The organism is Rhodococcus sp. NPDC003382 (assembly GCF_053589135.1).
This window is the reverse complement of the sequence record NZ_JBSFRH010000025.1, coordinates 49,739-63,857: the sequence shown is the minus strand read 5'-3', so window position 1 is coordinate 63,857 and position 14,119 is coordinate 49,739. Positions and strand designations below refer to the sequence as shown.

Genomic DNA, 14,119 nt, shown 5'->3' with positions numbered 1-14,119 from the left:
CCGAGCCCACCACCTCGGACGGAAGGACAGTTCGTGCCCGACATCGTCACCCTGACCCTCAATCCGGCGCTCGACGTCACCACGTTCGCCGACGAGGTCGTACCGACCCGGAAACTCCGGTGCGACGAACCGTTCTACGACGCGGGCGGGGGAGGGGTGAACGTCGCGAAGGTCGCCCGGGTGCTGGGCGCGTCCGCTGCGGCGGTGTACCCGGCGGGTGGGGCACGCGGTAAGCAGATGAGCGGGCTGCTCGACGACGACGACGTCGAAGAGCACATCGTGGAGATCGCCGACGACACCCGCGAGTGCTTCACCGCCATCGACCGCAGCACCGGGAAGGAATACCGGTTCGTCACCCCCGGTCCCGAGCTGACCGCCGACGAACAGGAACGCTGCCTCGAGGCGCTGGTGGCCGCCGCCTCCGGCGCCCGCTACGTCGTCGCCAGCGGCAGCTTCCCGCCGGGCGTGCCCGGCACGTTCGTGCGGCGCATCGCGGACGTCGCGCACAAGGTCGGCGCCCGCTTCGTGCTCGACTCCTCCGGCGACGCGCTGACCAGCATCGAATCGGGGGTCTTCCTCGTCAAGCCGAGCCTCGACGAGCTGTGCGAGTGGGTCGGCCGGGACCTGCCGGACACCGAGACCCGGTCCGCCGCGGCCCGGGAACTCGTCGACGCCGGGGTCGCCGAGATCGTCGTGGTGTCCCTCGGCGCGCAGGGCGCGATCATGGTGTCCGCCGACAACGCCGTCGAAGTACCGGCGCTGGACGTGCCGGTGCGCAGCGCCGTGGGCGCGGGCGACAGCATGGTCGCGGGCCTGGTCGTGGGTCTGCTGCAGGAACGGTCGCTGCGCGATGCGCTCGCGCTCGGCATCGCCTGCGGATCGGCCGCGCTGCTGACCGCCGGCAGTCACGTGTGCCGGCGCGAGGACATCGACCGGTTCTACGAACTCGCCCGATCCCACTGATCTAGGGGAGCCCGGGACCCGTCCACGGGAGTGCCTCCAGGTCGACTTCGGCCGCTTCGACGGGCGCCCGCAACGCCGTCGCCGTCGCCCACCCCTGCGCGACGAGACCCGCGTCGGTCTCGTCGCGCTCGTCGGCACGGATCTCCCGGAAGGTCACCGTCACGAACTCCTCGCCGATCTCCCCGATGTCGGCCTGGACCGCGCCGAACGCGGCCAGCGGAGCCAACCGGAGCCCGCGGAACTCCTCCGGAGGCACATCCGGAACGTTGATGTTCAGCACCGAACCGCGCTGCCCGGACTCGAGCACCCATTCCAACGCGCGGCGGGCAACCTGTTCGGCGGTGTCCCAGTGCTGCGGATCCGCCGAGGCCACGGACACCGCGAGCGCGAGCGCGCCGTGTGTCGCCGCAGTCAGCGCGGCCCCGACGGTTCCCGAGTGCAGAATCGCGTGGCCGGTGTTGGGGCCGTGGTTGATTCCGGACAGCACCACGTCGGGTGCGGGACCGAACGCCCCGTGTGCCGCGACGAAACCGATCAGCGCCGGCGAGGCCTCCACCGCTCGGATCGGCACCTCGGGCAGATCCGGCCACTGTCGTTCGGTGACCGCCAGCCGGCCGTCCTCGGCGAGCGCGGTCAGCGATGCGCTCGCACCGCTGCGCTCGGTGTGCGGGGCCGCCACCACCACGTCCAGTCCGGCCTCGACCGCGAGGCGTGCGAGGACACCGAGCCCTCGACTGTCGATACCGTCGTCGTTGGTCACCAACGCCCGCATCAGGACTCCTCACCGTCGGTGCGCCGAACGCCGACCGATTCGACGAGACGGGTGGCCAGGTCGCGGCGTCCCGTCGCCAATCCCCGTCGGGTGATGTTCATCGCCCCCGCAGCGGCCCCCAACCGGAGCGCGTCGACCAGCGATTCGCCTCGCGCCAGAGCCGTGGCGATGCCCGCGGTCATCGAATCCCCCGCGCCGCGGTGATCGACGCTGGTCAGCGGCGGCGATGTCACTTCCCACAGTCCGTCCTCCACCAGCGCCAGCGCCGGGTCGCCGGCACGCGAGACGACGACGTTCTGCGCGCCCTCCTCGGCCAGCTTGCGCATGGACTTCACGAGCGTCGGCGCATCGTCGGACGTCGCCCTGCCGTCCTCGATCAGATCGTCGTGCGCGACCTTCAGCACCGTCGGTTTTCCGGTGAGCGCACTGGTCAGCTGCGGCCCGGACAGATCCGCGACGACCGGGACGCCCATCGCGTGCAGATCACCCGCCAATCGGCCGTACATCTCCGACGGGACCGTGGTGTCGCTGTGGGCACCGCCGAGAACCGCCACGTCGGAGCGCAGGCCGGCCTCGAGGGACAACGCGAACAGGTCGTCGACCTCGTGACGCGTGAGCACCGTGGGCGCGACGTGGGCGATCTCCTCGCGTTCCCCACCACGCCGATCGTGCACGTAACCGCCGTTGGCGCCGGACGTGTCGATCCCGCGGACCGAGATGCCCTCGTATTCGAGCAGATGGCGCACGATCCGGCCGGTCTCGCCGCCGAACACTCCGCAGAGCGTGACGTCGGCACCCAGCGTCGCCGCCATCCGGGCGATCCAGAAACCCTGCCCGCCGGCGTGCACGTGCAGTTCGTCGCTGCCGTCCGGGGCGCACTCGACCGTGACGGTCAACAGCGGGGACGGGGCGAACACGAACACGGACGGCTTCGGCGGGGCGGGCGGGGTGGACTCGGCCATCGGACGGGGCTCCTTCTTCGACTTCTTCGACGTGCGGGAGATGCCCGAGGAGTACCCGCTTCGGTCCGATCCGATGCCCAGGCAGGTGTGTCGGATAACGTCCCTGACGGAATGCATTGATTTACAGAATTCGGCCGGGATTCGAGATGTTCGCTGCGCAGTTCCGCGAGGACGCACGCGCGCGGCTTCCCGCGGGCACACTGGTCACATGACGAACTGGGCCGAGGTGGTGGAAGCAGTCGCGGACCTGCCGGAGGTCACCGAATCGACGTGGTACCGGACCCCGGCGTTGACGGTGCGCGGGCGCGGGTTCGCGCGGCTGTGTTCCGAATCGGAGGGCGCACTGATGGTGCTGTGCGAGATGGCGAAGAAGAAGGCGCTGCTCGCGTCCGGCGGTCCGGCCTACTTCACCACCGAAAGCTACGACGGCTACGGCGCCATCCTCGTCGACCTCGACCGCGTCGACCCCGAGGAACTGCGTGACCTGCTGTTCGACGCGTGGCATCTCGCCGCGCCGGACGCACTGCGCGCGAGCGCACCGGCTGCACGGCGGGAAGATCGGACCCGACTAGACTAGGCCGACGTGGCCCACCCGATGATCGCTCCTTCCATCCTGTCCGCGGATTTCGCGCGCCTCGCCGACGAGGCCGCCGCCGTCGCCGGTGCCGATTGGCTCCACGTCGACGTCATGGACGCGCACTTCGTTCCGAACCTGACGCTGGGCCTGCCGGTCGTGCAGTCGCTGCTCGCCGCGACCGAGATCCCGCTGGACTGCCATCTGATGATCGAGAATCCGGGCCGGTGGGCACCCCCGTACGCGGAGGCCGGCGCCCACAACGTGACCTTTCATGCCGAGGCCACCGACAATCCGGTGGCCGTCGCCCGCGACATCCGCGCGGCGGGCGCCAAGGCCGGGCTGTCGATCAAGCCGGGCACCCTGATCGAGCCGTACCTGGAAATCCTGAAGGAATTCGACACGCTGCTGGTGATGAGCGTCGAGCCGGGCTTCGGCGGTCAGTCGTTCATCCCGGACGTGCTCGGGAAGGCCCGTGCCGTTCGTCGCCTCGTCGACTCCGGGGAACTGACCCTGCTCGTGGAGATCGACGGCGGCATCAACACCGACACCATCGAGGCGGCCGCCGAGGCCGGTGTCGACTGCTTCGTCGCCGGCTCCGCGGTGTACGGGGCGGCGGATCCCGGCGAGGCCGTCCGCAAGCTGCGCGCCCAGGCCGGTGCCGCCTCCGCCCACCTGACCCTGGCCCCGTGACCGATCCGGCGCTGGTCGAGGCCCTGCGGCGTGCCGTCGACGCGTCGGAGGACGTGCGGGGACGAACCAGCCCGAACCCGCCGGTGGGCGCCGTCGTGCTCGACGCCGACGGCCGGATCGCCGGGGTCGGCGCGACCCAGCCCCCCGGCGGGCCGCACGCCGAGGTGATGGCGTTGCGCGCGGCGGGGGAGCGGGCCCGCGGCGGCACCGCCGTCGTCACCCTCGAACCGTGCAACCACACCGGTCGTACCGGCCCGTGCACCCGGGCGCTGATCGACGCGGGCATCGCGACCGTCTACTACTCGGTGCCCGACCCGAACCCGTCCGCCGCCGGGGGAGCCGCCGCGCTGCGCGCCGCCGGAATCGTCGTGCACGAGGGTCTCGGCGCGGATGTCGTCGCGGCCGGCCCGCTCCGGGCGTGGCTGCACCGCACCCGCACCGGGCGCCCGCACGTGACATGGAAGTACGCGGCCACCTTGGACGGGCGCATCGCCGCCGCCGACGGCACCAGCCAGTGGATCTCCGGCCCGGAATCCCGCGCGGTCGTGCACGCCGAACGGGCCCGCCTCGACGCGATCGTCGTCGGCACCGGCACCGTCCTCGCGGACGACCCCTGGCTCACCGCCCGGCTGCCCGACGGTTCCCTCGCCCCGCACCAGCCGCTGCGGGTGGTGGTCGGTACCAGCGAACTGCCGACCCGGGCCCGGGTGCTCGACGACGCCGCGCCGACGCTGGTGCTGCGCACCCACGACGTCGACGAGGTCCTCGACGCACTCACCGACCACCCCGACGTCCTGCTCGAAGGCGGTCCGCGGCTGGCCGGGGCATTCCTCGCCGCCCGGCGTGTCGACCGCATCCAGGCGTACATCGCACCGGTACTTCTCGGCGACGGCTGGTCCGCTGTGAGGGACGCCGGAGTGCACACGATCTCCGAGGCGATACGGTTTCGTCGGGAGCGCGTCGAAACGGTCGGCGCCGACGTGTTGATGACCCTGGTCCCCGACCGGGAGCAAAGGAGCGGGTAGGTGTTCACCGGGATCGTCGAGGAACTGGGTGAGATCGTCACGCGCGAGGACCTGGCGGATGCGGCACGCTTCACCGTCCGCGGACCGCTGGTGACCTCGGACGCGAAGCACGGCGAGTCGATCGCCGTCAACGGCGTGTGCCTGACCGTCGTCGACGTCGTCGACGGAGACAAGTTCACCGCGGATGTGATGCAGGAGACACTGAACCGTTCGAGCCTCGCGCAGCTCGCCGCCGGCAGCCGCGTCAACCTCGAACGGGCCGCCGCGCTCGGCAGCCGTCTCGGGGGTCATCTGGTGCAGGGTCACGTCGACGGCACCGGCACGGTGATCTCCCGTTCCCCCTCCGAGAACTGGACCGTCGTGCGGATCTCCTTGCCGGACACCGTGTCCCGTTACGTCGTGGAGAAGGGGTCGATCACCGTCGACGGTGTGTCGCTGACCGTCTCCGGTCTCGGCGCCGAGCCGGGCGCGGAATGGTTCGAGATCTCGTTGATCCCCACCACCCTGTCGCTGACGACCCTCGGCACCGCCGAACCGGGCACCGTCGTCAATCTCGAGGTGGATGTGATCGCCAAGTACGTGGAGCGCCTGCAGAACGCGGGCCGCTGAGTCGTACTGTTGAATGCGGCAGTTTCCGCGTGCCGCGGTAGTGCAAGCAGTTGTTGGAAATCGAGATTTGGAGCCCAGGCAAGTGACGAGGTTCGACACGATCGAGCGCGCGGTTGCAGACATCGCCGCCGGTAAGGCCGTCGTCGTGGTCGACGACGAGGATCGGGAGAACGAGGGCGACCTCATCTTCGCGGCAGAGAAGGCCACCCCCGAACTGGTGGCGTTCATGGTGCGGTACACGTCGGGTTACCTGTGTGTGCCGCTCGACGGCGCCGACTGCGACCGGCTCGGGCTGCCGCCGATGTACTCCACCAACCAGGACAAGCACGGCACCGCGTACACGGTCACCGTGGACGCGAAGGAAGGCATCGGCACCGGCATCTCCGCGGCCGACCGGGCCGCGACGATGCGCCTGCTGGCCGATCCGAACACCCGCGCCGACGACTTCACCCGCCCCGGTCACGTGGTGCCGCTGCGCGCGAAGGAAGGCGGCGTGCTGCGCCGCCCCGGCCACACCGAGGCCGCCGTCGACCTGGCCCGCATGGCCGATCTGCGTCCCGCCGGCGTCATCTGCGAGATCGTCTCGCAGAAGGACGAGGGGGAGATGGCCCGCACCGACGAACTGCGCGTCTTCGCCGACGAGCACGAACTCGCCCTGATCTCCATCGCCGACCTCATCGCGTGGCGCCGCAAGCACGAGAAGCACGTCGTGCGCGTCGCCGAGGCCCGCATCCCGACCCGGCACGGCGACTTCACCGCCGTCGGCTACCAGAGCATCTACGACGAGGTCGAGCACGTCGCGCTGGTCCGCGGCGACATCGCCGGTCCCGACGGCGACGGCGCGGACGTGCTCGTGCGGGTCCACTCCGAGTGCCTGACCGGCGACGTGTTCGGCTCGCTGCGCTGCGACTGCGGCCCCCAGCTCGACGCCGCACTCGAGATGATCGCGGCCGAAGGGCGCGGTGTCGTGCTGTACATGCGCGGGCACGAGGGCCGCGGAATCGGCCTCATGCACAAGCTGCAGGCCTACCAGCTCCAGGACTCCGGGTCGGACACCGTCGACGCGAACCTGCAGCTCGGCCTGCCCGCCGACGCCCGCGACTACGGCATCGGCGCGCAGATCCTCGTCGACCTCGGCATCACCTCCATGCGGCTGCTGACCAACAACCCCGCCAAGCGCGTGGGCCTGGACGGCTACGGCCTGCAGATCACCGAGCGTGTGCCGATGCCGTTGCGCGCGAACCGCGAGAACATCACCTACCTGCGCACCAAGCGCGACCGCATGGGCCACGACCTGATCGGGCTCGACGAGTTCGAGGCCGGTGACGCCTGATGAGCGGGGAAGGTCTGCCCGACCTGCAGCTCGCCGACGCGCGCGGACTGCGCCTGGCGATCGTCGCGGGTAGCTGGCACCAGAAGATCTCCGACGCCCTGATCGCCGGGGCGCAGCGCGTCGCCGACGAGGCCGGCATCACCGACGTCACCCTCGAGCGGGTCGCCGGTGCCATCGAGCTGCCGGTCGTGGCGCAGCAGCTGGCCCGCACCCACGACGCCGTCGTGGCGCTCGGCGTCGTCATCCGCGGCGGCACCCCGCACTTCGAGTACGTGTGCGATGCGGTCACCTACGGGCTGACCCGGGTCGCCCTGGACGAGGGCACCCCGGTCGGCAACGGTGTGCTCACCACCGACACCGAGCAGCAGGCCCTGGACCGGTCCGGGCTGCCCGGCTCCGCCGAGGACAAGGGCGGCCAGGCGTGCGCCGCCGCGCTCGACACCGCGGTGACCCTCCGGCGCCTCCGGGAGACGGATCGATGACCGCGCACACCACCAGCACGACGGAATGGGAGCTCGACGTCCAGAGCGTCAAGATGCGGCGCTGGATCATCATCGGTGCTTCGGTTCTGATGCTCGGTCACATCGGTGCCGCGCTGGTCCTGCGCGGTGGCGAGTACACCGGTGCGAATCTGCGCCTGGCCGATCAGATCGCGATGATCGCGATCGGGCTGGTGGTGTCGGGGTTCACCCTGCTGTACGCCCGGCCCCGGTTACGGGCCGGGGCGGCCGGGGTCGAGGTCCGCAAGGTGTTCGGAGAACGTCGCCTGAGCTGGGACGAGGTCGGTGACCTCAGCTTCGATCACGGTGGCCCGTGGGCCCGCCTCGAACTGCCCCACGACGAGTACGTGCCCGTCGCGGCGCTGCAGGTGCGGGACGGGCAGCACGCGGTCGACGCCGTCGATTCGTTCCGTGAGCTGCGCGCGCGGTACGGCGGACGCGTCGGTACCGGCGACTAGCCTGGACCCGTGCCCGACCCCTCCACCTACCGCCCCGCTCCCGGATCCATCCCCACAGAGCCGGGTGTCTACCGGTTCCGTGATCCGCACGGCCGCGTCATCTACGTGGGCAAGGCGAAGAGCCTCCGCTCGCGCCTGAACTCGTACTTCGCCGACGTCGCGTCGCTGCATCCGCGGACCCGGCAGATGGTCACCACGGCGGGCAGCGTCGAATGGACGGTGGTCAGCACCGAGGTCGAGGCGCTGCAGCTCGAATACAACTGGATCAAGGAATTCGATCCGCGATTCAACGTCCGCTACCGCGACGACAAGACCTATCCGATGCTCGCGGTCACCCTGAACGAGGAGTATCCGCGGCTGTTCGTCTACCGCGGTCCGCGGCGCAAGGGGGTGCGCTACTTCGGTCCGTACTCGCACGCGTGGGCGATCCGGGAAACACTGGATCTGCTGCTGCGGGTGTTTCCCGCCCGGACATGCTCGGCCGGGGTGTTCAAACGGCACACGCAGATCGGCCGGCCCTGCCTGCTCGGGTACATCGACAAGTGTTCGGCGCCGTGCGTCGGACGGGTCGACGCCGCCGAACACCGCCGCATCGTCGAGGACTTCTGCGACTTCCTCGCCGGCCGCACCGACAAGCTGGTCCGCGACGTCGAGGCACGCATGCAGGCCGCGGCGTCGGAACTGGACTTCGAGACCGCCGCTCGGCTCCGCGACGATCTGGGGGCGCTGCGCCGGGCACTCGAGAAGCAGGCGGTCGTGCTCGGTGACGGCACGGACGCCGACCTGGTGGCGTTCGCCGGTGACGACCTCGAGGTCTCGGTGCAGGTCTTCCACGTCCGCGGGGGCCGGGTCCGCGGGCAGCGTGGGTGGGTCGTGGAGAAGTCCGGGGACGTCGTCGACCGTCCCGACTCCGCCGACCGGATCGACACCGAGCACACCGGCGAACACACGGAGGAGTCGCTGCTCGTCGAGCAGTTCCTCACCCAGTTCTACGGCGAGGAAGCCGCGCTCACCGCGACAGCACCCACCGACAGCGGGGACACCGAACCGACCGGCAGTGCCGTGCCGCGCGAGGTCCTGGTGCCGGCACTGCCCCCGGACCCGGAGGAGATGAGCCGCTGGCTCGCCGGGCTGCGCGGTGGACCGGTCCGGTTGCGGGTGCCGCAGCGCGGCGACAAGAAGGCCCTGGCGGAGACGGTGCAGCGCAACGCGCAGGAGGCCCTCGCCCAGCACAAACTGCGCCGCGCCGGAGACTTCACCGCGCGGTCCGCGGCATTGCAGGGCATCCAGGACGCGCTCGACCTGGACTCGGCGCCGCTGCGCATCGAGTGCGTCGACATCAGCCACGTCCAGGGCACCGACGTCGTCGCCTCGCTGGTGGTGTTCGAGGACGGCCTGCCCCGCAAGTCGGACTATCGGCACTACGCGATCAAGGAAGCCGCCGGCGACGGCCGCTCCGACGACGTCGCGTCCATCGCGGAGGTCACCCGCCGCCGCTTCCTGCGGCACCGTCGCGACGTCGCGGGGACGGAGGGTGCCGAAGGTGGGGACGGGGGCGATTTCTCCACCGAGGCCGCGCTCGACCCGGCGACCGGCAAGCCGCGGCGCTTCGCGTACCCACCGAACCTGTTCGTCGTGGACGGCGGCGCCCCGCAGGTCGCCGCGGCCGCGGAGGTCCTCGACGAACTCGGGATCACCGACGTGTCGGTCATCGGCCTGGCCAAACGACTCGAGGAGGTGTGGGTCCCGGGCGAATCCGACCCGGTGATCCTGCCGCGCACGAGCGAGTCGCTGTACCTGCTGCAGCGGGTCCGCGACGAGGCGCACCGTTTCGCGATCACCTTCCACCGCAGCAAGCGGTCCCGGCGGATGACCGCGTCCGCCCTGGACGGGGTCCGCGGACTCGGGCAGACCCGGCGCACCGCGCTGGTCAAGCACTTCGGGTCGGTGGCGCGGCTGCGGGAAGCGAGCGTCGAGGAGATCACCGCCGTCCCGGGCATCGGAGCGGCCACCGCCCGCGCGGTGCTCGACGCGTTGCGCGCGGACGATCCGGGCGCCGCCGACACGCCGTCCGTCCTGCCCGTCGCCGATGAGGCTGCGCAGGACACGCCGGTACGTGATGATGACATCGTCGGCGTGTCGGGAACGGGAGCGGAGCCGCAACTGTGAACCAACAATCTGCGATCGAGACGGAGCCGGGCGGCGCCGAGGCCGTCCCGGGGGATCGACGTGCCGAGGTGACGCTGGTCACCGGGCTGTCCGGGGCCGGCATGAGCACCGCGGCCACCGCCCTCGAGGACCTCGGCTGGTACGTGTCCGACAACGTGCCGCCGCAGCTGGTCATCGCCATGGTCGATCTGGCGGTGCAGGCGGAACCGCCGCTCGAGCGGCTCGCCGTCGTGATGGACGTGCGCAGCCGGTTGTTCACCGGCGACCTCGGATGGGTCGTGACCGAACTCGCCGCCCGACCGGTGCGCACCCGGGTGCTGTTCCTCGAAGCCACCGATGCCGTGCTGATCCGGCGGTTCGAGCAGGTGCGCCGCAGTCATCCGCTGCAGGCCGACACCGCCGACCGCACCCTCGCCGACGGCATCGCCGCCGAACGCGCCCAGCTCGCCCCCGTCAAGGCCGCCGCGGACCTGGTGGTCGACACGTCCGCGCTGTCCGGACCGGAACTGCGCCGCAAGATCGAATCGGCGTTCGGTGACGCGGCCGCCGACACCATCCAGGTCACCGTCGAGTCCTTCGGATTCAAGTACGGTCTGCCGATGGACTCGGACCTGGTGTGCGACGTGCGCTTCCTGCCGAACCCACACTGGGTGCCGCAGTTGCGCGACCACACCGGGCAGGACGCCGACGTGCGCGACTACGTGCTGTCCCGAGACGGCGCGGACGAATACCTGCAGACCTATCATCGAGTGCTCCGATTGACCACGGCCGGCTACCGTCGGGAGGGAAAGCGCTACATGACGATCGCGGTGGGCTGCACCGGCGGCAAACACCGGAGCGTGGCGATGGCGGAAGCGCTCGCCGCGCGTCTCGAGCAGGACCCGGCGTTGACGGTGCACGTCGTGCACCGGGATCTGGGCCGCGAATGACCGGGCCCGCGATCGTTGCACTCGGCGGCGGTCACGGACTGTACGCGACCCTCAGCGCGGTCCGACGCCTCACCGACCGGGTCACCGCCGTCGTCACCGTCGCCGACGACGGCGGATCGTCGGGACGCCTGCGCGCCGAACTCGGCGTCATCCCACCCGGCGACCTGCGCATGGCGCTGGCGGCGCTGGCCGCCGAGACCCCGGAGATCCGGGTGTGGACCGAAACCGTGCAACACCGGTTCGGGGGCACCGGCGCGCTCGCCGGGCACTCGGTCGGCAATCTGATCCTTGCCGGGCTCACCGAGGTCCTCGGCGACCCGGTCGCCGCGCTGGACCGGCTCGCCGCCGTCCTCCACGTCCACGGCCGCGTGCTGCCGATGTCGCCGATCCCGCTGGACATCGAGGCGGACGTCTCCGGTCTCGAATCCGATCCCCGGGTCAGCCGCGGCATCCGCGGCCAGGTCGCGGTCGCGACCACCCCCGGCAAGGTGCGCCGGGTCCGGCTCATCCCGGCCGATCCGCCGGCGTGCCCGGACGCGCTCGACGCCGTCGACGCCGCCGACCTCGTGGTGCTCGGTCCGGGCTCGTGGTTCTCGAGCGTCATCCCGCACGTCCTCGTGCCCGATCTGCTCGACGCGCTCATCCGCACCCCGGCCCACAAGGTGCTGGTGCTGAACCTGGCGGCGGAACCGGGGGAGACCGCCGGGTTCTCCACCGAGCGTCACCTGCACGTGCTGGCGCAACACGCCCCGGGCTTCCGCGTCGACCACATCGTGGTCGACGCGACGACGGTGCCGCCCGGACGGGAACGCGAACACCTGTGCCGGGCCGCCGCCGGCTTCGGCGCCGAGGTCGTCTACGCGGACGTCGCGGAACCCGGTACCCATCGACACGACCCCGCCAAACTGGCGGAGGTTCTGGCAACACATCTGCCTGCCGCGTCCGGCACCGCCGGCGCACGCGACAGCAGCCGAAGGGAGAACGTCTCGTGGCAATGACAGCGGAGGTCAAGGACGAGCTGAGCAGGCTCGTGGTGACCCGCACCAGCAGCCGCAAGGCCGAGGTGTCCGCTCTCCTGCGTTTCGCCGGTGGCCTGCACATCGTGGGCGGCCGGGTGGTGGTCGAGGCCGAGGTGGACCTCGGTTCGATCGCCCGTCGACTGCGTCGCGAGATCTTCGAGCTGTTCGGCTACTCCGCGGAAGTGCACGTGCTCGGCGCCGGTGGTCTGCGCAAGAGTTCGCGGTACGTCGTCCGGGTCGCCAAGGACGGGGAAGCGCTCGCCCGCCAGACCGGTCTGCTCGACCTGCGCGGACGTCCGGTGCGCGGGCTGCCCGCCCAGGTCGTCGGCGGCAGCATCTCCGACGCCGAAGCCGCCTGGCGCGGCGCCTTCCTGGCGCACGGCTCCCTCACCGAACCGGGGCGGTCGTCGGCGCTCGAGATCAGCTGCCCGGGTCCGGAGGCGGCCCTCGCGCTCGTCGGCGCGGCGCGGCGCCTCGGCATCACTGCGAAGGCCCGCGAGGTGCGTGGCGCCGACCGCGTCGTGGTCCGCGACGGGGAGGCCATCGGCGCCCTGCTCACCCACATGGGCGCCCAGGACACGAGGCTGACGTGGGAGGAACGGCGCATGCGCCGCGAGGTGCGGGCCACCGCCAACCGGCTCGCGAACTTCGACGACGCCAACCTGCGGCGGTCGGCGCGGGCCGCGGTCGCGGCCGCCGCGCGGGTCGAGCGGGCCCTGACGATCCTCGGCTCCGACGTGCCCGACCACCTCGCCGCCGCCGGGTCGCTGCGCGTGCAGCACCGGCAGGCGTCCCTCGAGGAACTCGGGCAGCTCGCGGATCCGCCGATGACGAAGGACGCCGTCGCCGGCCGCATCCGGCGGCTGCTGTCGATGGCGGACCGCCGCGCCAAGGAACTCGGCATCCCCGACACCGAGTCCGCGGTGACGATGGAGCTGCTCGACGAGGCTTAGGACCCGGCGCGGGGTTCTTCGACGCCGGGTTCAAATCCCACCTTCCTCGACTCGGCGGATTAGGGTGAGGGCACAAGCTGCACCACCATCGAGACACAAGCTGCACCACCATCGAGGTAAAGGAGCTTCATCGTGACTGTGCGCGTAGGCATCAACGGCTTCGGTCGCATCGGGCGGAACCTCTTCCGTGCGGTGGAGGCGCAGAAGGCACTCGGCAGCACCGATATCGAGATCGTCGCTGTCAACGACCTCACCGACAACGACACCCTCGCGACGCTCCTGAAGTACGACTCGATCCTGGGGCGTCTCGACGAGGACGTCCGCGCCGAGGGTGACTACATCTACGTGGGCGACCGGAAGATCACCGCCCTCGAGATCAAGGAAGGCCCGGCGGCCCTGCCCTGGGGCGAGCTGGGGGTCGACGTCGTCGTCGAGTCCACCGGCATCTTCACCAACGCGGCCAAGGCCAGGGGTCACCTGGACGCCGGCGCCAAGAAGGTCGTCATCTCGGCGCCCGCCACCGACGAGGACATCACCATCGTCATGGGCGTCAACCACGACAAGTACGACGGCACGCAGAACATCATCTCGAACGCCTCGTGCACCACGAACTGCCTCGGCCCGCTCGCCAAGGTGCTGAACGACGCGTTCGGCATCGAGAAGGGGCTGATGACCACCATCCACGCGTACACCCAGGACCAGAACCTGCAGGACGGGCCGCACCGGGACCTGCGTCGCGCCCGCGCCGCGGCCCTGAACATCGTCCCGACCGGCACCGGTGCCGCCAAGGCCATCGGCCTCGTGCTGCCCGAGCTGCAGGGCAAGCTCGACGGCTACGCGCTGCGCGTTCCGGTCCCGACCGGCTCGGTGACCGACCTGACCGCGACCCTGACCAGGAAGGCCACCGTCGACGAGGTCAACGCCGCGGTCAAGGCCGCCGCGGAGGGCCCGCTCGAGGGCATCCTGAAGTACAACACCGATCCGATCGTCTCCTCGGACATCGTCACCGATCCGCACTCGTCGATCTTCGACGCGCCACTGACCAAGGTCATCGACGACCAGGTCAAGGTCGTGGCCTGGTACGACAACGAGTGGGGTTACTCCAACCGCTTGGCCGACCTCGTCGGCCTCATCGGGAAGTCCCTCTGACGACGTCGGCA

General features: G+C 70.9%; 15 protein-coding genes. 13 read left to right on the top strand and 2 right to left on the bottom strand.

Translation table 11 applies throughout. The features are described from left to right. Positions 1 to 33: 33 nt before the first annotated feature. Positions 34 to 963, top strand: coding sequence for a 1-phosphofructokinase family hexose kinase (locus ACWDUD_RS17855; RefSeq protein ID WP_450110147.1), 930 nt, complete (start codon positions 34 to 36; stop codon positions 961 to 963). Position 964: 1 nt separating this feature from the next. On the opposite strand, the gene surE is transcribed toward ACWDUD_RS17855, so the two are convergent. Both surE and ACWDUD_RS17845 read right to left on the bottom strand, forming a co-directional pair. Then, on the bottom strand, positions 965 to 1,735 hold the full coding sequence (surE, locus tag ACWDUD_RS17850) for a 5'/3'-nucleotidase SurE (protein WP_450110146.1): 771 nt from the start codon (positions 1,733 to 1,735) through the stop codon (positions 965 to 967). Next, the gene (locus ACWDUD_RS17845; protein WP_450110145.1) at positions 1,735 to 2,697 is read right to left on the bottom strand and encodes a 1-phosphofructokinase family hexose kinase; all 963 of its coding nucleotides are present in this window, start codon (positions 2,695 to 2,697) and stop codon (positions 1,735 to 1,737) included. Before ACWDUD_RS17845 ends, surE begins: the two co-directional genes overlap by 1 nt. Before the next feature lie 208 nt (positions 2,698 to 2,905). Between ACWDUD_RS17845 and ACWDUD_RS17840 the strand changes: the two genes are divergently transcribed. The 12 genes from ACWDUD_RS17840 (at position 2,906) to gap (ending at position 14,108) form a co-directional block, all read left to right on the top strand. Further along, the gene (locus ACWDUD_RS17840; RefSeq protein WP_450110144.1) at positions 2,906 to 3,274 is read left to right on the top strand and encodes an MmcQ/YjbR family DNA-binding protein; all 369 of its coding nucleotides are present in this window, start codon (positions 2,906 to 2,908) and stop codon (positions 3,272 to 3,274) included. 6 nt (positions 3,275 to 3,280) lie between these two features. Then, entirely contained in the window at positions 3,281 to 3,964 is a 684-nt protein-coding gene (gene rpe / locus ACWDUD_RS17835) for a ribulose-phosphate 3-epimerase (protein ID WP_450110143.1), read from the top strand. Further along, positions 3,961 to 4,989 carry a bifunctional diaminohydroxyphosphoribosylaminopyrimidine deaminase/5-amino-6-(5-phosphoribosylamino)uracil reductase RibD gene (gene ribD, locus ACWDUD_RS17830; protein ID WP_450110142.1) on the top strand — a complete coding sequence of 343 codons (1,029 nt, stop codon included), beginning with the start codon at positions 3,961 to 3,963 and terminating at the stop codon, positions 4,987 to 4,989. Before rpe ends, ribD begins: the two co-directional genes overlap by 4 nt. Continuing rightward, entirely contained in the window at positions 4,990 to 5,598 is a 609-nt protein-coding gene (locus tag ACWDUD_RS17825; protein ID WP_450110141.1) for a riboflavin synthase, read from the top strand. It begins immediately after the preceding gene. Positions 5,599 to 5,680: 82 nt separating this feature from the next. Beyond that, entirely contained in the window at positions 5,681 to 6,931 is a 1,251-nt protein-coding gene (locus ACWDUD_RS17820; protein ID WP_197253120.1) for a bifunctional 3,4-dihydroxy-2-butanone-4-phosphate synthase/GTP cyclohydrolase II, read from the top strand. Then, positions 6,931 to 7,413 carry a 6,7-dimethyl-8-ribityllumazine synthase gene (ribH, locus tag ACWDUD_RS17815; protein ID WP_197253121.1) on the top strand — a complete coding sequence of 161 codons (483 nt, stop codon included), beginning with the start codon at positions 6,931 to 6,933 and terminating at the stop codon, positions 7,411 to 7,413. Before ACWDUD_RS17820 ends, ribH begins: the two co-directional genes overlap by 1 nt. Beyond that, entirely contained in the window at positions 7,410 to 7,889 is a 480-nt protein-coding gene (locus ACWDUD_RS17810) for a PH domain-containing protein (RefSeq protein ID WP_197253122.1), read from the top strand. The genes ribH and ACWDUD_RS17810 overlap by 4 nt, the downstream gene beginning before the upstream one ends. A 9-nt stretch (positions 7,890 to 7,898) precedes the next feature. Beyond that, positions 7,899 to 10,058 (top strand): excinuclease ABC subunit UvrC, encoded by a 2,160-nt coding sequence (gene uvrC / locus ACWDUD_RS17805; protein ID WP_450110140.1) that lies wholly within the window; start codon positions 7,899 to 7,901, stop codon positions 10,056 to 10,058. A 14-nt stretch (positions 10,059 to 10,072) separates the two neighbouring features. Then, positions 10,073 to 10,987: an RNase adapter RapZ gene (gene rapZ, locus ACWDUD_RS17800; RefSeq protein WP_420753628.1), complete on the top strand. Its 915-nt coding sequence runs from the start codon at positions 10,073 to 10,075 to the stop codon at positions 10,985 to 10,987. Continuing rightward, a complete protein-coding gene (locus tag ACWDUD_RS17795; RefSeq protein ID WP_248673908.1) occupies positions 10,984 to 11,985 on the top strand; it encodes a gluconeogenesis factor YvcK family protein in 1,002 nt (333 codons plus the stop codon). The genes rapZ and ACWDUD_RS17795 overlap by 4 nt, the downstream gene beginning before the upstream one ends. Next, entirely contained in the window at positions 11,982 to 12,959 is a 978-nt protein-coding gene (whiA, locus tag ACWDUD_RS17790; protein ID WP_197253185.1) for a DNA-binding protein WhiA, read from the top strand. The genes ACWDUD_RS17795 and whiA overlap by 4 nt, the downstream gene beginning before the upstream one ends. Before the next feature lie 132 nt (positions 12,960 to 13,091). Next, complete coding sequence (gap, locus tag ACWDUD_RS17785) at positions 13,092 to 14,108, top strand: type I glyceraldehyde-3-phosphate dehydrogenase (protein ID WP_248673909.1); 1,017 nt, start codon at positions 13,092 to 13,094, stop codon at positions 14,106 to 14,108. Positions 14,109 to 14,119: the final 11 nt, after the last annotated feature.